Raw genomic sequence first — 18,556 nt, 5'->3', positions numbered from 1 at the left:
ATACTTCGGGGACAGGATGCATCTGCCGCACCGCCACAGCAATTGACGTAGGAGAATCGTGCCACCCAAGGCCCGCGAAAAAACCGGTATGAAACTCGTCATTGTCGAGTCTCCTGCCAAGGGCAAGACTATTGCCGGGTATCTCGGCGAGGGTTTTGAGGTCACGGCCTCAATGGGCCACATCCGGGACCTGCCGCAGCCGTCGGACCTGCCGGCCGAGCTGAAGAAGACTTCGGTGGGCAAGTTCGCCGTCGATGTTGAGAAGAACTTCGAGCCCTACTACGTGGTGTCTGCGGACAAGAAGAAGAAAGTCGCCGAGCTCAAGAGCCTGCTCAAAGACGCCGACGAGCTCTATCTCGCAACTGACGGTGACCGCGAGGGCGAGGCCATCGCGTGGCACCTGCTTGAGGTGCTAAAGCCCAAGGTCCCGGTCCACCGGCTGACCTTCCCCGAAATTACCCGCGAAGCCATCCAGCGCGCGCTGCAGGAAATGCGCGATGTGGACACCGATCTGGTGGACGCGCAGGAAACGCGCCGCATTGTGGACCGGCTCTTCGGCTACGAACTGTCCCCGGTGTTGTGGCGCAAGGTCAAGGCCGGGCTCTCGGCCGGGCGCGTGCAGTCCGTGGCCACCCGCCTGGTAGTCGAGCGCGAACGCGAGCGCATGGCCTTCCGCTCCGCCTCCTACTGGGATCTGCTGGCCACGGTCGAGCCCGAGGATACCGCCAAGGGCGGCGCATTCAAGGCCAAGCTCGTTTCGCTTGACGGCTCCCGCGTGGCCACCGGCAAAGACTTCAATGACACTGGCGTGCTGACCGCCAAGTCCGCTGTGCACCTGGACGAGGCGGCTGCTTCGTCTCTCGCCGACGGCCTGCGCACCGCGGAGTTCGCCGTCCGTTCGGTGGAGAACAAGCCGTACACCCGCCGCCCGGCCGCGCCGTTCACCACCTCGACGCTGCAGCAGGAATCCGCCCGCAAGCTGCGTTTCTCGGCCCGGATCACCATGCAGGTGGCCCAGCGGCTGTACGAAAACGGCTACATCACCTATATGCGTACCGACTCGCCGGCCCTGAGCGACCAGGCTGTCAACGCTGCCCGCCGCCAGGCCTCGGAACTGTACGGCCCGGAGTACGTGCCGGATGCCCGCCGCGTCTACAAGGGCAAGGACAAGAATGCGCAGGAAGCCCACGAGGCAATCCGTCCTGCTGGGGATTCCTTCCGCACCCCGGGCCAGGTCCGCAGCCAGCTCAGCAGCGATGAATACAAGCTCTACGAACTGATCTGGAAGCGCACCGTTGCCTCCCAGATGGCGGACGCAAAGGGCTCCACCTCCACCGTTCGTCTGGGCGCCGTTGCTCCGGACGGCCGGGACGCGGTCTTCTCCGCATCCGGTACCGTCATAACATTCCCCGGCTTCATGGCCGCCTATGAGGAAGGCAAGGACGCAGCCCGCGACGAGGACGACGACGCCGCCACCGGCCGCCTGCCGCAGCTCGCCGAAAAGGATGCGCTGAAGGCCCAGGACGTTGCCGCCGTCGGACACGAAACCTCCGCCCCGCCGCGCTACACCGAAGCCTCGCTGATCAAGACGCTGGAAGAGCGCGGCATCGGCCGGCCGTCCACCTACGCCGCAACCATTTCCACCATCATGGACCGCGGCTACGTCAGCACCCGCGGCTCCGCCCTGGTGCCCAGCTGGATCGCGTTCTCCGTGGTCCGCCTGCTGGAAGAGCACTTCCGCGACTACGTGGACTATGACTTCACGGCCGCGCTCGAAGAGGACCTGGACCGCATTGCCCGCGGCGAGGCGAAGCGGGTGGACTGGCTCGACGGGTTCTACTACGGGGACCGCAAGGAAACGGGTCTGAACACCATCGTCAATGACCTGGGCGAAATCGACCCGCGGCAGATCAACTCGATCGATATCGCCGAGGGCATCACCCTGCGCGTGGGCAAGTTCGGCCCCTATCTGGAACGGGCCGCCGTGCTCGATCCGGAAACCGGCGAACTGGCCGACCCGCAGCGCGCGAATGTTCCGGACGACCTCGCGCCTGACGAACTGACCGCGGAAAAGGCCGTGGAACTGATGGAGAACCAGGGCCCCGGCGAGCGTGAGCTGGGGCAGGACCCGGAGACGGGCCGCACTATTGTGGCCAGGGAGGGCCGCTACGGTGCCTACGTCACCGAGATCATTCCCGAGCTCACGGCCGAGGATCTGGCGAACCAGCCCGTGGAGTACTACAAGAACGGCAAGCCCAAGCCGCCGAAGAAGCCGGTCAAGGTCAAGCCGCGCACCGGTTCCCTCTTCAAGTCCATGACTGTGGAGACGGTGACGCTGGAAGACGCCCTGAAGCTGATGAGCCTGCCCAGGGTCCTGGGCACAGATGCCGAAGGCAACGAGATCACCGTGCAGAACGGCCGTTTCGGCCCGTACCTGAAGAAGGGCACGGACTCGCGGTCCATCGGTTCCGAAGAGGAAATCTTCACCATCACGCTGGAGCAGGCGCTGGAGATCTATTCCCAGCCGAAGCAGCGCGGCGGCCGGACCGCGGCGCCGCCGCTGGCCGAATTCGGCACGGATCCCGTCTCGGAGAAGAACATCGTGGTCAAGGACGGCCGTTTCGGTCCGTACATTACCGACGGCGCGACCAATATTACGGTGCCCCGTTCGATGAGCATCGAGGAGCTGACCCGCGAACAGGCCATTGAACTGCTGGCCGAAAAACGTGCCAAGGGTCCGGCCAAAAAGCCAGCCGCCCGGCGCAAGGCCACAGCCAAGAAGTAAGGGACAAACAGCCGTGCTTCAGCCGACATAATAAGAGCATGCGTCTAGGCGTTCTCGATATCGGTTCGAACACCGTCCACCTGTTATTGGTCGACGCCCATCCGGGTGCCCGGCCCGTTCCGTTTGCCTCGCACAAGCGGCCGCTGTCGCTCGTGGCCTATCTGGACGCCGACGGGAACATCAACGAGGCCGGCCAGCAGGAGTTGATCGGGTTCATCCGGGAAGCGTGGGCATTCGCCGGCCAGCACAGCGCCGAGGACATGCTGGCTTTCTGCACTTCCGCCATCCGCGAGGCTGCCAACGGCGACGCCGTGCTGGCCCGCGTGCAGGCTGAAACCAACGTCGCCCTGCAGGAACTGACCGGCCCGCAGGAAGCGGCGATGACCCTGGTAGCGGTCAGGCGCTGGTACGGCTGGGGCGCCGGCACCATTCTGGACCTGGATATCGGCGGCGGCTCGTTCGAAATGGCCATCGGGCATGATGAACAACCGGATGTGGCAGCATCGGTTCCACTGGGCGCGGGACGGCTGACCCGCGACTGGCTGCCGTCAGATCCGCCCAGCGCCGGCAGCGTCAAGGACCTGAGGCACTACATCAGGGAAACCCTTGCTCCGGCGGTTAAAGAGTTCGACGGCGCTGGGTTCCCTGATCTCGTCGCCGGCACGTCCAAAACGTTCAGGTCCCTGGCACGCATTACGGGAGCGGCTCCGTCCGCGGCCGGACCCTACATCCGGCGCGAACTACGCCGCGAGGACCTATCCCTCTGGACCCAGCGGCTTTCGGCAATGCCAGCCAATGACCGGGCTAACTTGCCCGGGGTTTCGCTTGTGCGCGCCCCGCAGTTGCTGGCCGGGGCACTGGTTGCGGAGGCGGCGATGGAGATGTTCGACATCAACTCCATGGTGATCTGTCCGTGGGCCCTGCGCGAAGGGCTCATCCTCAAGCGTTTCGACCATCTGCTGTATGACAGCGATGCACCGGTACGCCCCGTGGGGACCGCCCTCGTACAGAAGGCACTGGAGCCTGCTCCGGCGGTGGAAAGGCTGGACAGCGCGATACCTTAGCCAGCTGCTGGTTAAAGAGAAGGTGCCGGCACCACCTGCGGACGGTTGGGGGAGACGTCCGCGGGTTTGCCGGCACCGGACCAGGAGACCCGATCCATAATCACTCGCACCTTTATGAGGTACTAATCACGGTAGGTTTCCTTGTTGGGATATCGCCTTTAGGATGCTGGGAAAAGACTGTGAATCGATCCCGACACAGAACATGCCGGGCCCAGCGGCCGCGTGATTCAATGGCAGCATGACTGCGCAGACTACTGAAACCACCGGCCGGATCGTCTTTCTCGGATGCGGTTCCATGAACGAAGCGGTGCTCGCGGGCCTGTTGTCGGCCGGCACTGCCGCAGGGAACGTGACGGCCACGGTCCGCCGGAGCGAGCGGGCGGAAGAACTGCGCAGCCGCTACGAGGGTTTGACCGTGCTGGCCGAAAACGAGGACGCGCAGGCCAACATCAAAGCGGTGGAGGATGCCGCGCTGGTGGTGCTGGGGGTTAAGCCTGTCGGCATCGTCGACTTGTGCCGCAGCATTGCGTCCGCACTGTCGCCGCAAACCGTGGTCCTCAGCGTTGCTGCCGCGGTCACGATCGCCACCATGGAGGCTGCGCTGCCCGAGGGCCAGCCGCTCGTGCGCACCATGCCCAACACACCACTCAAGGTGGGCCGGGGCGCCGTCGGGCTCTCGGCCGGCAGCAACGTTACCGAAGATCAGCTGGCGGCGGCAGCCGCAGTGTTCTCTGGCGCAGGCACTACGGTCATAGTTCCGGAAGAGAACCTCGACGCCGTCTCCGCCGTCAGCGGTTCGGGCCCGGCCTATGCCTTCTATCTTGCCGAAGCCATGGCGCAAGCCGGCGTAAAGCTCGGCCTTGATCCGGAGCTTGCCATGGTGCTGGCCCGCGATACGGTTGCTGGCGCCGGTGCCATGCTGGCTCAGGACGGGGCAGACCCCGCAGCGCTGCGCAAGGCGGTCACCAGCCCTAATGGCACCACCGAGCGCGCTATCGCCGCCTTCGACGAGGCTGGGCTGCCGGACATCATTGCCGCCGGTGCGCGTGCAGCTGCGGACCGTGCCGCGGAGATCTCCCGAGAACTCGCCTGAGCACTACGGCCGCGCAGCGAACCGTTCGAGCAGGTCCACATGGCCTGACACGATCAGCATGTCGCGGCTGGACACCTTGGTCTCGGGGCGTGCGTAGGTGAAATCCTCGCCGGGGGACTTTACGCCGACCACGGTGATGCCGTACTTGGAGCGGACTCCCGACTCGCCGAGGGTGAACCCCTGGGTCTCCTTCGGCGGGTACATCTTCACGATCGCGAAACCGTCGTCGAACTCGATGAAGTCCAGCATCCGTCCGCCAACCAGGTGCGCGGCGCGGCGGCCGGCGTCGGCCTCCGGGTAGATCACATGGTTGGCGCCGATGCGGGTGAGGATCTTGCCGTGCGAGGCCGTAATGGCCTTGACCCACAAGTGTTCGATACCCAGATCCACCAGATTGACCGTGATCAGCACGGAGGACTCGATCGAGGTACCCACACCGACGACGGCGGACGTAAAGTCCTGGGCGCCGAGCTGGCGCAGCGCGTCGATGTTAGTGGCGTCGGCTTCGACGATGTGGGTCAGCTGGCCGGACCATTTCTGGACCAGGGCAGGGTCGCGTTCGATGGCCAGGACTTCCCGGCCCTGCTTCACCAGCTGCTCGGCCGTGGCCGCGCCGAAGCGGCCCAGGCCCACCACCAGCACCGGAGCGTTATGCGCCGGGCGGTTGCTGTTCGACTTGTCAGCCAATGATCGGCCTCTCTTCCGGGTAATGGAACAATTGTCGGCTTTCACGCAAGGCTAGCGCGGAGGCCAGCGTGATAGTACCTACACGGCCCGCGAACATCAGGGCCGAGAGGATGTACTTGCCCGCAGGTGGAAGCTCGGCGCTGAGATTGGTGCTCAACCCGCAGGTCGCGAAAGCCGAAATCACTTCGAACAGGATGCGGTCCAGATCTTCATCGGTCATTGACAGCAGCATGCCCGAAGCCACGGCTACGAACGTTGCCCCCATAACGATGACGGAGATCGCCACGCGCATGGCACCCTCGGGAATTGTACGGCCATAGGCATTGACGTCTCTGTTGCCGCGCGCCTCGGCGGCAATCGCAAGGAAGACGATGGCGATGGTGGTCACCTTGATGCCGCCGGCCGTCGAGGCTGAGCCGCCGCCGGCAAACATGAGGGCATCGGTGAGCAGCATGGTCGGGGATTCCATGGCGTTCTGGTCTACGAGGTTGAAGCCGCCGGAGCGCATCATCACCGAGGCGAAAACCGCGTGGATGCCTTTGTCCGTTGGGGAGAGGCCGCCGATCGTGTCCTCGTTCTGCCACTCCATGAAGCCCCAGGCTATGGCCCCGAGGAGCAGCAGGAGGGACGTGACCTGAACGGTGAGCTTGGTGTGCAGATTCCATCTGCTGAACCGCCAGCCGCGTTCCAGCAGGACCATGACAACGGGGAAGCCCAAACTGCCCAGGAATACCCCGATCATCAGGGGAGTGAGTATCCAGAGGTCTTCTTCATAGGGCACCAGACCGTCGGAGTGCGGGGTGAAGCCTGCGTTGTTGAATGCGGAGATGGAGTAGAAAACGCCATGCCAGACAGCTTGTCCGAAGGATTCGCCCAGAATGATGAACCGGGGGATGAGCATCAGGGCCAGGGCCAGTTCTATGAGCACCGAGGTGGTGATGACGATCTTCAGCAGCGTGCCGACTTCGCCGAGCCGGCCGGCATTATTCATGGCCTGCTGCGCGATCAGCTTGCCCCGGACGCCCAGCCGTTTGCTCACCATCAGGGCCAGCATGGACGCCAGTGTCAGCGTGCCCAACCCGCCGATGAAGATGCCGAGCAGAATGATCGCCTGGCCGAAGAAGGTCCAGTGCGCGGCCGTGGAAACTACCGTCAGGCCGGTCACGCACACGGCCGAAACGGCGGTGAAGAACGCGTCGTGCAGCGGCGTGATGTTTCCGTCCGCGGCGGCGCCGGGCAGTGACAACAGGCCCGTGAAGACCAGGATAACGCCGGCATAGACAATAAGGGCCAGCCGCGCCGGGGAACTGTTGGCGACGTTGTCGACAAAATCGCGGATGCTCAGCAGGAAGGAGAGCTTCCCTTGCTTCCGATCCGGCCGACTGAACGGCTGGTTAATTGTCATACGGTTCGCTTCTGACGGGCTGATGGATTTCTCGGCGGGTTTGGGGACTTGGTCCTTGCAGTAGTAAATCATCTATCCGCCGTCATCGGGGACGCTAATCATGCACCCCGGCCACCGTTTCGCGTAGCCTGTCCCTGATGCAAGCGAACCCAGCGGCCAGTGTTCCAACTCACGTCATGTGGGATGAGTCGATGCTCGCTTACAATTTTGGGCCGCAACATCCCATGTCGCCGATCCGGTTGGACTTGACTGCGCGGCTGTCGGCAGACTTCGGCCTCTTCGACCGGGACAACGTTTCGGTCGTCGCCCCCGAGGTCGCGACGGATGATCAACTGCTGGCCGTGCACGACGCGGATTATGTTGCGGCCGTGCATGCCGTCAGCGCCAACCCGGACGAGCCGGATGAGTCCCGGGGGCTGGGCACCGAGGATGACCCGGCTTTTGCCGGGATGCACGAGGCCAGTGCCCGGCTGGCCGGCGGAACACTGCAGGCGGCGGAAGCCCTGATGAGCTCGAAGGCCGTGCACGCTGTCAATTTCGGCGGGGGGATGCACCATGCCGCGCGTGACAAAGCCAGCGGCTTCTGCATCTACAACGATTGCGCACTGGGCATTCAGCGCCTGCTTGACGGCGGCGTCCAGCGCGTCCTGTATATCGACGTCGATGCGCACCACGGCGACGGCACGCAGAATATTTTCTGGAACGACCCGCGGGTGCTCACTGTCTCCATCCATGAGACGGGAATGTCGCTGTTCCCCGGTACGGGCTTTGCCAATGAGATCGGCGGTCCTGACGCTCTGGGCAGCGCCGTGAACGTGGCGGTCCCTCCGCGCACGGGGGACGCTTCCTGGATGCGGGCCTTCCATGCGGTGGTCCCGCAACTGGCACACGCCTTCAAGCCGGAGGTTATCGTGAGCCAGCACGGCTGCGACAACCATGCCCGGGACATCCTCAGCAGCGTCCGCCTCAGCGTCGATGCCCAACGCCAGATGATGCTGGACATTGCGGGGCTGGCACGCGAGGTGACTGAGGACCGCTGGATTGCCACCGGCGGCGGGGGCTACGACATTTTTAATGTCGTGCCGCGTTCGTGGAGCCATCTGGTTGCCATAGTCGCCGGCCAGCCTGTCCCGTTGCGGGCGGAAGTACCGCAACGCTGGCGGGACTACGTGCTGGAACGATACGGGCAGACTGCTCCCTTGCTGATGAACGACGACGCCCAACTCTGGTGGCGCTCCTGGGAAGTCGGCTACGACCCCAACGACGCGGTTGACCGCACGGTCATGGCAACCCGCAAGGAAGTGTTCCCGTATCACGGGCTGGACCCCTGGTTTGATTGAGCATAACGATTTCCATGCGGTTGCCCGCCACGGGTGCGGCAGGGGATGCCGCACCGGGTATATGTGGCTAGGGTAATGGAATGGTCATCGATGATGTTTTCGCCGTAATCGCAGAGGCGACTCGCCGCGAAATACTCGGCTCCCTGCGTGAGGGCGACAAATCCGTGGGCGAACTCGTCGAGGAACTCGAAGTCAGCCAGCCTACCGTCTCAAAACATCTGAAGGTGCTGCGCGAGGCCGGGTTGGTGTCGATGAGGGCCCAGGGACAGAAGCGTTTTTACGCTCTGCAGACGGACCCGCTGCAGGACATCGCGGACTGGGTTGCCGGGTTCGGACTGGTGTCGGTAAACCTGCCCGTGGAGGAACCGCTGGCGCCAGCAGTGTCGCTGGTTTCGACATCCGCCGCGGAGCTGGACGGTGACGGAGAGAACCACATACCGCCCCAGCTGGGCCGGTCCCTGGGCCATGCGGCCAACCAAGCTGCCAAGCAGGCGGCGGACCTTTTTGCGCATCTGCCGAAGCTGCGCCGCAGCCGCCGCGGCTAGCGGCGGAGGGCCGGATTCATTACGCCGCTGACGGGCGTTATTTCGTTCCCGTTATCATCTTGCCCACCGGGTATGTTTCGATTTGAAGGTTGCGCAGCTGCGTCTTTCAATCACGAGGTTTTTCCGTACATGCACCTGCCCGCACTCCGATAGCTATTGAAGGGACCCACCCCCATGGATGCGAATCTGCTCGAAATCCGGGACGAAGTCTTTCGCCGCAATCCCGGCGAACTTGAATTCCACCAGGCCGTCAACGAGGTTTTTGAAAGCCTGGTCCCCCTCTCGAACAAGCACCCCGAGTATGCAGATGCCGCTATACTTCAGCGCATCTGCGAGCCCGAACGCCAGATCATTTTCCGCGTACCGTGGGTTGACGATTCCGGGCAGGTGCAGATCAACCGCGGTTTCCGGGTGGAGTTCAACTCCGCGCTCGGCCCGTACAAGGGCGGACTGCGTTTCCACCCGTCGGTGTACCTCGGCATCGTCAAGTTCCTGGGTTTCGAACAGATCTTCAAGAATGCACTGACCGGAATGCCGATCGGCGGCGGCAAGGGCGGGGCAGACTTTGACCCGCGCGGCAAGTCCGACGGCGAAGTCATGCGCTTCTGCCAGTCCTTCATGACCGAGCTGTACCGCCACATCGGCGAGTACACCGACGTTCCCGCCGGTGATATCGGCGTGGGCGGGCGTGAAATCGGCTACCTGTTCGGCCAGTACAAGCGGATCACCAACCGCTATGAGTCGGGCGTGCTGACCGGCAAGGGCATCGGCTGGGGCGGCTCCCTGGTCCGGCCTGAAGCCACCGGTTACGGCGCCGTGCTCTTCACCGAGGAAATGCTCAAGACCAAGGGCATGTCCTTCGACGGACAGCGGGTTTCCGTGTCCGGCTCGGGGAATGTGGCCATCAACGCCATCGAGAAGGCACAGGCACTGGGCGCAACCGCCATCACGGCCTCCGACTCCGGCGGCTACATTGTGGACGAGGCCGGCATCGACGTCGAACTCCTTCGCCAGATCAAGGAAGTCGAGCGCGGCCGTATCTCCGAGTACGCCGAACGCCGCGGCGGTTCCGTCAGCTACGTCGAGGACGGCTCGGTCTGGGATGTCGACGCCTCCGTGGCACTGCCCTGCGCCACCCAGAACGAACTCGACGACAAGGCGGCGGCGAAGCTGGTCAATTCCGGTCTGGTGGCGGTGGCCGAAGGCGCCAACATGCCCTGCACCGCCGAGGCCACGGCCCTGTTCCAGGAAGCCGGTATTCTCTTCGGCCCGGGCAAGGCGGCCAACGCCGGCGGCGTGGCAACCTCTGCCCTCGAGATGCAGCAGAATGCCAGCCGCGACGCCTGGAGCTTCGAGCACACAGAGGAACGTCTCGGTGCCATCATGGTGGGCATCCACGAAAGCTGTGCCGCGACGGCCGACGAATACGGCATGCCGGGCAACTACGTTGCCGGTGCCAACATCAGCGGCTTCCGCCGCGTTGCGGACGCCATGCTGGCCCTGGGCGTCATCTAAGGGAATTTACAGCGAACGACGGCGGGACTCACCAAATGGTGAGCCCCGCCGTTTTGTTCGCAGCAGTGTTTGAAGCAGGAAGAGTGCCGGTCGGTCAGAGGCCGGCCGGGAGTTTCACATGATCCGGGTTCAGGTCTTCGACCTTGTTGACGCCGAGCAGGCGCATGGTGCGGGCCATCTCGCCGGAGAGGATCTCCAGGGCACGGTCCACGCCCATCCGGCCGCCAGCCATCAGCCCGTACAGGTAGGCCCGGCCGATGAGGGTGAAATCGGCTCCCAGCGCGATCGCTGCCACGATGTCGCCGCCGGTCATGATGCCGGTGTCCAGCATGATGGACGTCTTGCCTTTCAGCTCCCGCGCCACCTGGCTGAGCAGGTGCAGGGGGATGGGCGCGCGGTCCAGCTGGCGTCCGCCGTGGTTGGAGAGCACGATTCCGTCCGCGCCGTAGTCCACCACCTTCCTGGTATCTTCCAGCGTCTGCAGCCCCTTGACCACCAGCTTGCCCTTCCACGTGTCGCGCAGCCAGGCCAGGTCATCGAAGCTCAAGGTGGGGTCGAACATGGAGTCGATCAGTTCGGAGACGGTCCCCGAGTAGCGCGAGAGCGAGGCGAAGGACAGCGGCTCGTGCGTAAGGAAATTGAACCACCAGGCGGGACGGTAGGAAGCGTCCAGCACGGTCTTCGCGGTCAGCGCCGGCGGGATCGTCATGCCATTGCGGACGTCACGCAGACGGGCCCCGCCCACGGGGGTGTCCACCGTGACCATCAACGTATCCATGCCCGCCTTGGCTGCACGGTCGATCAGCGCCAGGGACTTCTCCCGGTCTGTCCAGAGGTAAAGCTGGAACCAGTTGCGGCCGTGTGGTGCGGCAGCGGCGACATCCTCGATTGAAGCGGTGCCCATGGTGGAGAGCGTGTAGGGGATGCCAGCCGCGGCCGCGGCCCGGGAGCCGGCGTACTCGCCCTCGGACTGCATCATCCGGGTAAAACCGGTGGGAGCGATGCCTACGGGTAGCGCCGACCGCTGGCCCAGCACCTCGGTGCTCAAGTCCACGTTCTGGACGTTGCGCAGAATGCCTGGCCGGAACTCCAGGTCCCGGAAGGCCTTCCGCGCCCGGTTCAGGGTGATCTCGGCTTCTGCGGCCCCGTCGGTGTAGTCGAAGGGCGCGGTGGGCGTGCGCCGCTTGGCCATCGCACGCAGCTCCCAGATGGTGTTGGCGCGCTGCAACCGGGCGGCGGTGCCGAAGGTAGGCCGCTTGAACTGCATCAGCGGGGCGAGATCTGCAACTTTGGGGATCCGGCGTTTGAGGGCCGGGGGCAATTCTTCATGCATGGCTTAGCTCCCTCGTGGGTGGAAACCTGTGTGGTCCAACCACAGCGTAATGCATGTGGTAGGACCACGGCAAGTATGATGTTGGCATGAGAACCCACGAACAGGTGCTGGCCTGGATGGAAGCGCAGTTGGACGGCGGCGCGCTGACGGTGGGGGACCGGCTGCCCGGGGAGCGCGCGCTGGCCGAACGGCTGGGTGTTTCGCGGACCTCGGCCCGTGAAGCCATCCGGGTACTTGAAGCAATGGGGATTGTGCGTTCCGGTGTCGGTTCCGGGCCTGCCGCCGGTACTTTCATCACGGCCGACCCGGCCAGTGCCATGGGAGCCGCCTTGCGGATGCACGTCGCCGCCGCGAACCTTCCGGTGTCGGATATTGTCCGGACCAGGGTGCTGCTGGAAACGTGGGCGGCAGCCAATGCGGACCCGGCTCATCCGGCGCTGGAGCGCGCCGCCGACCTCGTGGAGGCCATGGCGCTGCCCGGGACTGACGTGGAGGAATTCCTTCGCCTGGATACGCAGTTCCATGTCGCCATCGCCGAAAGTGCGGGTAACCTCCTGGTCGGCGCGATGATGTCATCACTGCGGGAGTCCATCGAGCGCTACGCCAACCGGCTGACCGACAACCTGCCCGACTGGTCCGCCACGTCGGCCCGGCTGCTGGCGGAACACCGCCAAGTGCTGGCAGCCGTGCGCGATGGCCGCGCAGAGGAAGCCGCCGGGATCATCCGCAGGCACATCGAAGGCTATTATGCCGAGGCAGGCATGGACTCCGAGCCTGCCGGGCGGCAGTAAGCTCTAACGCTATGGCGCACATTCTGATCGGACTGGACATCGGCGGCACCAAGACGCATGCCATCCGTCTGGAGGACGGCGCCGTCACGGCCGAAGCCATTGCGGGCAGCGCCAACGTGCAGAACGTTTCCCCCGAATCAGCGTCCACCGCGCTGGCCGAAGTTTTCTCGGCCCTGGGCAGCGATGCGGACAGGGTGATCGCCGGGGCCGGCGGGATCGATACAGCGAAAGACGCCGGCGCCCTGGCCGCGCTCATCTCGCCTTTTGCGCCGCATGCGGAAATCCGCGCCGTACACGATTCACGCCTGGTGCTCGCCGCCGGACGGGCCCGCCGCGGCATTGCGGTCATCGCCGGAACTGGATCGGCGGTCTGGGGCACCGACGGCACCGGGGGCGAGGCCCGGGCAGGAGGCTGGGGCTACCTGCTGGGGGACGAGGGCAGCGGCTACTGGCTGGGCCGGGAACTGGTCCGGCACGCACTGCGCCGCCACGACCAAGGCCTGGAGCCCGATGCGCTGACACGTGCCTTGCTGGCCGACTGCTCGCTGGCGGACCCGGTGGAGCTGATCGCACACTTCCACGGTCCCACCGGCCGCCGCTACTGGGCGCAGCGGTCGCGGTTGGTTGTCGAGGCTGTCGCCTCGGATCCGGTGGCGGCGGAACTGCTGGCTGTTGCCGCTAAGGATCTGGGGCGGCTCATCCTGCAGGTGGCCGGCCGGCTGGATATCTCCGGGCCCGTGATCCTCGGCGGCGGCCTAGGGGCGAACGTGCCGCAATTGGGGGCTGGCATTGCCGCCGCTCTTGCCCCGTACGGCATTGACGACGTGCGCCAGCTTGACCGGGAACCGGTCTATGGCGTGGACCTGCTCGATGAGCCGGCCGGACGCGTAAGCCGCGCGGGTTCTGACGCGCCAACTCCGGATTACCCGGAGTCATAATCGTCACAATTGCCGCAGGGCGGAAACCGTGGCTTATGCTCGTGGACATGACAACCCGTTGGTATGCGTATTTTCCGTTGGCTCTGGAGGGGCCTAACGTGACTGCCTAGCGGCGTGCGCAACCGACACCTTCAGAGCCAACAGGGCAGAGATCATTCTCTGCCCTTCGCCATTTCCACGGCGGGTTCTGCTCGGTTCCCGCCTCCATAGGACGGGAAAACCATGAATCCGGTACTGAACGCAGACAAGATCCAGACCAGCAATCTGCGGGTCACCTCCTTCAGTGCGCTGCCGACGCCGCAGGAGGTCGTCGAAGAGCTGCCGGCAACTGCCGAACAGTCCGTCGTCGTCGAACGCGGCCGCGCCGAGATCCGTGCGGTCATGGACGGCGTCGATGACCGGCTGCTGGTGATTGTCGGCCCATGCTCCATCCACGATCCGGAAGCCGGGCTCGACTACGCCCGGCGTCTGGCCGCGGTGGCCCAGCAGCGCAGCTCTGAGCTGCTCATCGTCATGCGTGCGTACTTCGAGAAGCCGCGAACCACGGTTGGCTGGAAGGGCCTGATCAACGACCCGCGTCTCGACGGCTCGCATGACGTTGCCAGCGGGCTGCGGACAGCCCGCCGGTTCCTGCTCGACGTAGCCGACCTCGGGCTCCCTGTTGCCACCGAGTTCCTCGAGCCGATCAGCCCGCAGTACGTAGCGGATCTGGTCAGCTGGGGGGCGATCGGTGCGCGCACCACGGAAAGCCAGATCCACCGCCAGCTCGCCTCGGGACTGTCCATGCCGATCGGTTTCAAGAACGGGACCGACGGCGGGCTCCAGGTGGCGCTTGATGCGTGCACCGCCGCGTCGGCTGCCCAGACTTTCCTGGGCATCGACGAAGCCGGCCGTGCCGCCATGGTTTCGACCGCGGGGAACGCCGATACTCACCTGATTCTGCGCGGCGGCAATGCCGGACCAAATTACGACGCCGCCAATGTTGCCCGTGCCTCGGAGCTGCTGGCAGAAGCGGGGCTTAACCCGCGGCTGATCGTTGACGCCAGCCACGCCAACAGCGGCAAGAGTCACCACCGGCAGGCAGAGGTGGCGCTGGACATCGCGGCCCAACTGGAGGGGACAGGCCGCAGCGCCTCCGCCATTGCCGGGATCATGCTGGAAAGCTTCCTGGTGGCGGGCGCGCAGAAACTCGATGTCGCTGACCAGGCCGAAGGCAACGCCGAACTGGTTTACGGGCAGAGCGTGACGGACGCGTGCATGGACTGGGACATGACGGTTTCCACCCTCGCCCAGCTGGCCTTGAGCAGTGTTCAGCGCGCCGGGGTGTCCCGCTGAAAAAGCCGCGCGAATCATGTAACGCTTAATCAACAGGCCAACTTTCACTTTGGTCACTTGGCCCTCTAGAGTGTCTAGCTAGACGGCAAATTACTCGCAGGGCAAGGCGGCATGCCGTTGGGCCCTACCGGAGTAAAGGATTTTGGAAATGGCTGAGGAGAAGAACTTCTCGAACGTCCGCTTCTTGACGGTGTCGGAAGTGGCCGAAGTGATGCGTGTTTCCAAGATGACCGTTTACCGGTTGATCCACTCCGGAGAGATGCCTGCTGTCCGTTTCGGGCGCTCCTACCGGGTGCCGGAATCGGCCGTGGAGCAGTATCTTCGCGGTGCCGTTGTGGAGGGCCAGTCGGATACCGCTTAGGCGGTTTTGGATCTGGGCAACGGACCGGGCGCCAACGGCCGGTAAATTGTCGCCTGATTTAGGCGGTACCCTGTTAAGGAACGTTTTACGTCATCGTAAGAATCCGCCGGCCACTGCTGTTCTCAAGGGCAAGCTGTGGCAGTCGGATGTTAATCGAAGTGAATTTGTGAGGAACTCGTGGGTTCAGTTATTAAGAAGCGCCGCAAGCGTATGGCCAAGAAGAAGCACCGTAAACTGCTTCGCAAGACACGCCACCAGCGTCGCAATAAGAAGTAGAGCTTCCGCTTTACAGCATGCTTCTCGGTCCGTCAGGCAACTGGCGGGCCGTTTGCGTTAAACCGTGCGGGAACTCCGAACTGCGCCGTGGCGGGAACGCCGCAGCGGGCCTGCTTAGCCGCGTGGGCCGCGGAACTTGTGCACCCCGCGCCAGAGCCCGTACACGGCGCCGGCCCCGGTGGCGGCTTTGAGCCCCAGGGTTGCAGCCTTGCGGCCGCTGCGAAAGTCGTAGATCGGCCAGTTGCGTTCCCGGGCATGGCGGCGCAGCCTCGCGTCCGGATTGATAGCCACCGGATTGCCCACCAGCGACAGCAGCGGCACATCATTGTAGGAGTCGCTGTAGGCCCAGCAGTTCTCCAGCTCCAGCCCCTCCAGCTTGGCGAGTTCGGCGACAGCATAGGCCTTGGCCGGTCCATGCAGGATTTCACCGACCAGCGCCCCTGTGTAGGCGCCCTCGGAAATTTCCGCCACGGTACCCAAAGCCCCGTCCAGGCCCAGTCGGTCCGCGATGACCTCCGCGACCGTCAGGGGAGTGGCAGTCACCAGCCACACTTTGCGGCCGGCACGCAGATGCTGATCCGCGAGGGCGCGGGTGCCAGGCCAGATCTTAGAGGCGATGATCTCGTCATAGACTTCCTCGCCCAGGGCCTTTACGTCCGTCACCATCAGCCCGGCGCCGAGCGCCATGGCGGTATCGCGGACGGATTGGATGTCCTTCAGGTTTTCCCCGCGCCACAGGAACTTTCCCTGCTTGATGGCGAACCCGGCGACGTCGCGCATCCGGAAGGCACCGCGTTGGTACATCTTGCGCCCCACATGGAACAGGCTTGCCCCGCGCATCAAAGTATTGTCGACGTCGAAAAACGCGGCCCCGGTTTCTGTGCCGGCGGGATCAGGCTTTCGATGGGCAGGACCTGTGGCGGCTAAGGGCATGCCTCGAGTCTAACGAGGCAAAGGCGTCGAGCCGAGCCGCCCTGTGGGTGGAGGGCAGCGCGGCGTCCGGTTATTGACTCCTGACCCGGTAGGGCTACGTTGTTAGCTATGACGGATTCAGCTGCTCCCCGCCCTAGTCATGAACTGGTGCTGCTCACCAAGCCGGACTGCCATCTTTGTGAAGCGGCCCGAGAAACTGTGTCGGCAGTTGCCGATGACCTAGGGCTGGAATGGCAGGAGAAGTCCATTCTGGAGGATCCGGAGCTGGAACGGCGGTTCGCCGAGGAGATTCCGGTGGTCATGATCGACGGCGTGCAGCGGGATTTCTGGCGCATCGATCCTGAGAGGCTGCGGCGCCTGCTGACGTCCTGACCCACCAGAGCCGATTGGTTGCCGTTTTGCCCAGCGCCTAAAGTGGGACTACAGCTAGCAATGGAGAGCCACATCGTGACCACGCAGGATCTTCCCGGTACCGCTGGGAATCCCGAAAGTTCGGGCCGCACTATTCCGCCGGCGTCTGTTGCGCGGCTGACGATCTACCTGCGCGCCCTGAACTCCCTGCTTGCCGAGGGGGTGGAGCGTGCCTCATCGGAGGAACTCGCCGAAGCCGCCGGGGTGAAGTCCCCCATGCTCCGCAAAGATCTGTCCTACCTCGGCTCCTACGGCACCCGCGGCGTCGGCTATGACGTGCAGCTGCTGACGCGGACCATTTCCGCCCGACTGGGGCTGACCCAGGAATGGCGCGTCGCCATCATTGGCGCCGGTAACCTCGGCAGGGCTCTGGCAGGCTATTCGGGTTTCACCACGCGTGGTTTCGAAGTTGCGGCCATCTTTGATGCTGACCCGTCGATCATCGGAACCGAGATCGGTGGTCTGAAAATTCACAACACGGGTGATTTGGAAACCGTGCTGCACCGGACCGGCGCGAACATGGTGGTGCTGGCCGTTCCGGGCCGTGTGGCACAGGAACTCTGCGACAAGCTCGTCGCTGCCGGAATCACCAGCATCCTGAGTTTCGCCCCCGTTGTGCTGCAGGTGCCGCCGCATGTGCAGGTGCGGAAGGTCGACATGGCCACCGAACTGCAGATCCTGGCCTACCACGCACAACGGGCGCAGGAATCGGAGTTGGACTCCGAAACCCGCGCCCGTAAGGCACAGTAGGAAACGTCAGCGGCCGTAAATGCCGAACTTCCGTGCGGCCACTGCCTTGAAGAAGCTGTTCGAGTTCGGCATGAACAGCAGCACGATGGCGGCGATGCCCAGCAAGACCACCAGCGTTTGAAGCCCGAACGGTATCAGGAAGAACAGCGATAGCGCGGCGAAGACAGTTCCCGTGATCCGGGCCCAGTTCTTGCCGGCCTTCACGCCGAAGGCCACCATCAGGTAAAGGCCAATGCCGATGAGTGCAGCGATGACGACGCTGATGCCAGCGAATCCGGCTGTCATATCCATGAGTTCCTGCTGGCTGATTTCGCCCTCGGACTGTGCGAGCATGTCCCGCAGTGCAGGGTCACGGAACGCCGCTTCCAACTCCGATTCGAGATTAGTCAGGATCAATATCGTGTTGATTGCGGTAAGCACGGCTGCCGCGATGATCAGCCAGAAGGCGATCATTACTTCTTTAGGAGCCTCGGGCTTCCCTGTACCGCCTTGGGGCTGGCTGCTCGGGTAGCTGTACTGGCCGGGCTGTGCATTTTGGTACCCGTATGGCGACGGGGTGCTTTGGCCATAGGGCTGTTGTCCGTACGGCTGGTTCTGGCCATAGGGGGAATTCTGTCCGTAGGGGCTGGCCTGGCCGGGCTGCCCGGATTGCTGGCCGTAGGGGGCGCTCTGGCCATAAGGAGGGTTCTGCCCGTACTGCGGTGTGTTCTGGCCGTAGGGCGCGTTCTGTCCGTAGCGGGGTGCGACGTCGCCGTTCTGGCCGGACTGTCCCGGTTGCTGGTCCGGTTTCTCGGACGGAGTTGGATTGTTTTCGGGAGTGGACATGGTCGCATCCTTCTTCTGTCGATCGACACTGCAGATAGCCGCCGGTACCGCTTTGACAAGGCAGGACAGGACAGCTCCTACTGCAACCCTACAGCGCAGACATACCGGCAGGGACTAGCTCTGAAGGATGATTTTGCCCGGCCGGAACAGCTGTCCCGGCCGGGCAAAG

At 64.1% G+C, this 18,556-nt stretch carries 18 protein-coding genes; 13 read left to right on the top strand and 5 right to left on the bottom strand.

The window, feature by feature from the left end; translation table 11 throughout:
• Positions 1-58: 58 nt before the first annotated feature.
• The 3 genes from topA (at position 59) to proC (ending at position 4,942) form a co-directional block, all read left to right on the top strand.
• Positions 59-2,785 (top strand): type I DNA topoisomerase, encoded by a 2,727-nt coding sequence (gene topA / locus AC5RWO_RS14170; protein ID WP_498732059.1) that lies wholly within the window; start codon positions 59-61, stop codon positions 2,783-2,785.
• Between the two features lie 38 nt (positions 2,786-2,823).
• Positions 2,824-3,849: a Ppx/GppA phosphatase family protein gene (locus tag AC5RWO_RS14165; RefSeq protein ID WP_498732058.1), complete on the top strand. Its 1,026-nt coding sequence runs from the start codon at positions 2,824-2,826 to the stop codon at positions 3,847-3,849.
• A 238-nt stretch (positions 3,850-4,087) separates the two neighbouring features.
• Complete coding sequence (proC, locus tag AC5RWO_RS14160; RefSeq protein WP_498732057.1) at positions 4,088-4,942, top strand: pyrroline-5-carboxylate reductase; 855 nt, start codon at positions 4,088-4,090, stop codon at positions 4,940-4,942.
• A gap of 3 nt (positions 4,943-4,945) precedes the next feature.
• On the opposite strand, the gene AC5RWO_RS14155 is transcribed toward proC, so the two are convergent.
• Positions 4,946-5,584, bottom strand: a complete 639-nt coding sequence (locus AC5RWO_RS14155; RefSeq protein ID WP_413542043.1) for a potassium channel family protein — start codon at positions 5,582-5,584, stop codon at positions 4,946-4,948.
• A gap of 37 nt (positions 5,585-5,621) precedes the next feature.
• Positions 5,622-7,034, bottom strand: a complete 1,413-nt coding sequence (locus tag AC5RWO_RS14150; protein ID WP_498732056.1) for a TrkH family potassium uptake protein — start codon at positions 7,032-7,034, stop codon at positions 5,622-5,624.
• A gap of 191 nt (positions 7,035-7,225) precedes the next feature.
• Between AC5RWO_RS14150 and AC5RWO_RS14145 the strand changes: the two genes are divergently transcribed.
• The 3 genes from AC5RWO_RS14145 to gdhA all read left to right on the top strand — a co-directional run bounded on the left by AC5RWO_RS14145 (position 7,226) and on the right by gdhA (position 10,434).
• Positions 7,226-8,374, top strand: a complete 1,149-nt coding sequence (locus AC5RWO_RS14145; protein ID WP_498732055.1) for an acetoin utilization protein AcuC — start codon at positions 7,226-7,228, stop codon at positions 8,372-8,374.
• Between the two features lie 80 nt (positions 8,375-8,454).
• Positions 8,455-8,919: an ArsR/SmtB family transcription factor gene (locus AC5RWO_RS14140; RefSeq protein ID WP_498732053.1), complete on the top strand. Its 465-nt coding sequence runs from the start codon at positions 8,455-8,457 to the stop codon at positions 8,917-8,919.
• Positions 8,920-9,093: 174 nt separating this feature from the next.
• Positions 9,094-10,434 carry an NADP-specific glutamate dehydrogenase gene (gene gdhA, locus AC5RWO_RS14135; protein WP_498732052.1) on the top strand — a complete coding sequence of 447 codons (1,341 nt, stop codon included), beginning with the start codon at positions 9,094-9,096 and terminating at the stop codon, positions 10,432-10,434.
• 94 nt (positions 10,435-10,528) lie between these two features.
• Here the strand turns inward: gdhA and AC5RWO_RS14130 are convergent, their stop codons facing one another.
• A complete protein-coding gene (locus AC5RWO_RS14130) occupies positions 10,529-11,767 on the bottom strand; it encodes an alpha-hydroxy acid oxidase (RefSeq protein WP_498732051.1) in 1,239 nt (412 codons plus the stop codon).
• An 86-nt stretch (positions 11,768-11,853) separates the two neighbouring features.
• Here AC5RWO_RS14130 and AC5RWO_RS14125 point away from each other — a divergent pair, with 86 nt between their 5' ends.
• The 5 genes from AC5RWO_RS14125 (at position 11,854) to AC5RWO_RS14105 (ending at position 15,468) form a co-directional block, all read left to right on the top strand.
• On the top strand, positions 11,854-12,558 hold the full coding sequence (locus tag AC5RWO_RS14125; RefSeq protein WP_498732050.1) for a FadR/GntR family transcriptional regulator: 705 nt from the start codon (positions 11,854-11,856) through the stop codon (positions 12,556-12,558).
• Between the two features lie 11 nt (positions 12,559-12,569).
• Positions 12,570-13,496 carry an N-acetylglucosamine kinase gene (locus AC5RWO_RS14120; RefSeq protein WP_498732049.1) on the top strand — a complete coding sequence of 309 codons (927 nt, stop codon included), beginning with the start codon at positions 12,570-12,572 and terminating at the stop codon, positions 13,494-13,496.
• A gap of 222 nt (positions 13,497-13,718) precedes the next feature.
• Entirely contained in the window at positions 13,719-14,831 is a 1,113-nt protein-coding gene (locus tag AC5RWO_RS14115) for a 3-deoxy-7-phosphoheptulonate synthase (RefSeq protein WP_498732048.1), read from the top strand.
• Positions 14,832-14,979: 148 nt separating this feature from the next.
• Entirely contained in the window at positions 14,980-15,192 is a 213-nt protein-coding gene (locus AC5RWO_RS14110; protein ID WP_139004577.1) for a helix-turn-helix domain-containing protein, read from the top strand.
• A gap of 177 nt (positions 15,193-15,369) precedes the next feature.
• Positions 15,370-15,468, top strand: coding sequence for a 30S ribosomal protein bS22 (locus AC5RWO_RS14105; protein ID WP_003792170.1), 99 nt, complete (start codon positions 15,370-15,372; stop codon positions 15,466-15,468).
• Between the two features lie 114 nt (positions 15,469-15,582).
• Here the strand turns inward: AC5RWO_RS14105 and AC5RWO_RS14100 are convergent, their stop codons facing one another.
• Positions 15,583-16,401, bottom strand: a complete 819-nt coding sequence (locus tag AC5RWO_RS14100; protein ID WP_498732047.1) for an HAD family hydrolase — start codon at positions 16,399-16,401, stop codon at positions 15,583-15,585.
• Positions 16,402-16,509: 108 nt separating this feature from the next.
• On the opposite strand from AC5RWO_RS14100, the gene AC5RWO_RS14095 reads away from it, so the two are divergent.
• Both AC5RWO_RS14095 and AC5RWO_RS14090 read left to right on the top strand, forming a co-directional pair.
• The gene (locus AC5RWO_RS14095; protein WP_074701123.1) at positions 16,510-16,773 is read left to right on the top strand and encodes a glutaredoxin family protein; all 264 of its coding nucleotides are present in this window, start codon (positions 16,510-16,512) and stop codon (positions 16,771-16,773) included.
• 75 nt (positions 16,774-16,848) lie between these two features.
• Positions 16,849-17,562, top strand: a complete 714-nt coding sequence (locus AC5RWO_RS14090) for a redox-sensing transcriptional repressor Rex (protein WP_498732046.1) — start codon at positions 16,849-16,851, stop codon at positions 17,560-17,562.
• Between the two features lie 6 nt (positions 17,563-17,568).
• On the opposite strand, the gene AC5RWO_RS14085 is transcribed toward AC5RWO_RS14090, so the two are convergent.
• Positions 17,569-18,387, bottom strand: coding sequence for a hypothetical protein (locus tag AC5RWO_RS14085; RefSeq protein ID WP_498732045.1), 819 nt, complete (start codon positions 18,385-18,387; stop codon positions 17,569-17,571).
• Positions 18,388-18,556 lie beyond the last annotated feature (169 nt).

It is taken from the genome of Arthrobacter sp. B055-34 (genome assembly GCF_059090425.1).
This window is presented reverse-complemented; position numbering and strand designations above follow the sequence as displayed.

Coding starts and splice junctions, on each gene's coding strand:
- AC5RWO_RS14165 (WP_498732058.1), top strand. CDS start 2,824: ATGCGTCTAGGCGTTCTCGATATCGGTTCGAACACCGTCCACCTGTTA.
- AC5RWO_RS14150 (WP_498732056.1), bottom strand. CDS start 7,034: ATGACAATTAACCAGCCGTTCAGTCGGCCGGATCGGAAGCAAGGGAAG.
- AC5RWO_RS14100 (WP_498732047.1), bottom strand. CDS start 16,401: ATGCCCTTAGCCGCCACAGGTCCTGCCCATCGAAAGCCTGATCCCGCC.
- AC5RWO_RS14110 (WP_139004577.1), top strand. CDS start 14,980: ATGGCTGAGGAGAAGAACTTCTCGAACGTCCGCTTCTTGACGGTGTCG.
- AC5RWO_RS14120 (WP_498732049.1), top strand. CDS start 12,570: ATGGCGCACATTCTGATCGGACTGGACATCGGCGGCACCAAGACGCAT.
- AC5RWO_RS14095 (WP_074701123.1), top strand. CDS start 16,510: ATGACGGATTCAGCTGCTCCCCGCCCTAGTCATGAACTGGTGCTGCTC.
- AC5RWO_RS14085 (WP_498732045.1), bottom strand. CDS start 18,387: ATGTCCACTCCCGAAAACAATCCAACTCCGTCCGAGAAACCGGACCAG.
- gdhA (WP_498732052.1), top strand. CDS start 9,094: ATGGATGCGAATCTGCTCGAAATCCGGGACGAAGTCTTTCGCCGCAAT.
- AC5RWO_RS14115 (WP_498732048.1), top strand. CDS start 13,719: ATGAATCCGGTACTGAACGCAGACAAGATCCAGACCAGCAATCTGCGG.
- AC5RWO_RS14130 (WP_498732051.1), bottom strand. CDS start 11,767: ATGCATGAAGAATTGCCCCCGGCCCTCAAACGCCGGATCCCCAAAGTT.
- AC5RWO_RS14145 (WP_498732055.1), top strand. CDS start 7,226: ATGCTCGCTTACAATTTTGGGCCGCAACATCCCATGTCGCCGATCCGG.
- AC5RWO_RS14125 (WP_498732050.1), top strand. CDS start 11,854: ATGAGAACCCACGAACAGGTGCTGGCCTGGATGGAAGCGCAGTTGGAC.
- AC5RWO_RS14140 (WP_498732053.1), top strand. CDS start 8,455: ATGGTCATCGATGATGTTTTCGCCGTAATCGCAGAGGCGACTCGCCGC.
- proC (WP_498732057.1), top strand. CDS start 4,088: ATGACTGCGCAGACTACTGAAACCACCGGCCGGATCGTCTTTCTCGGA.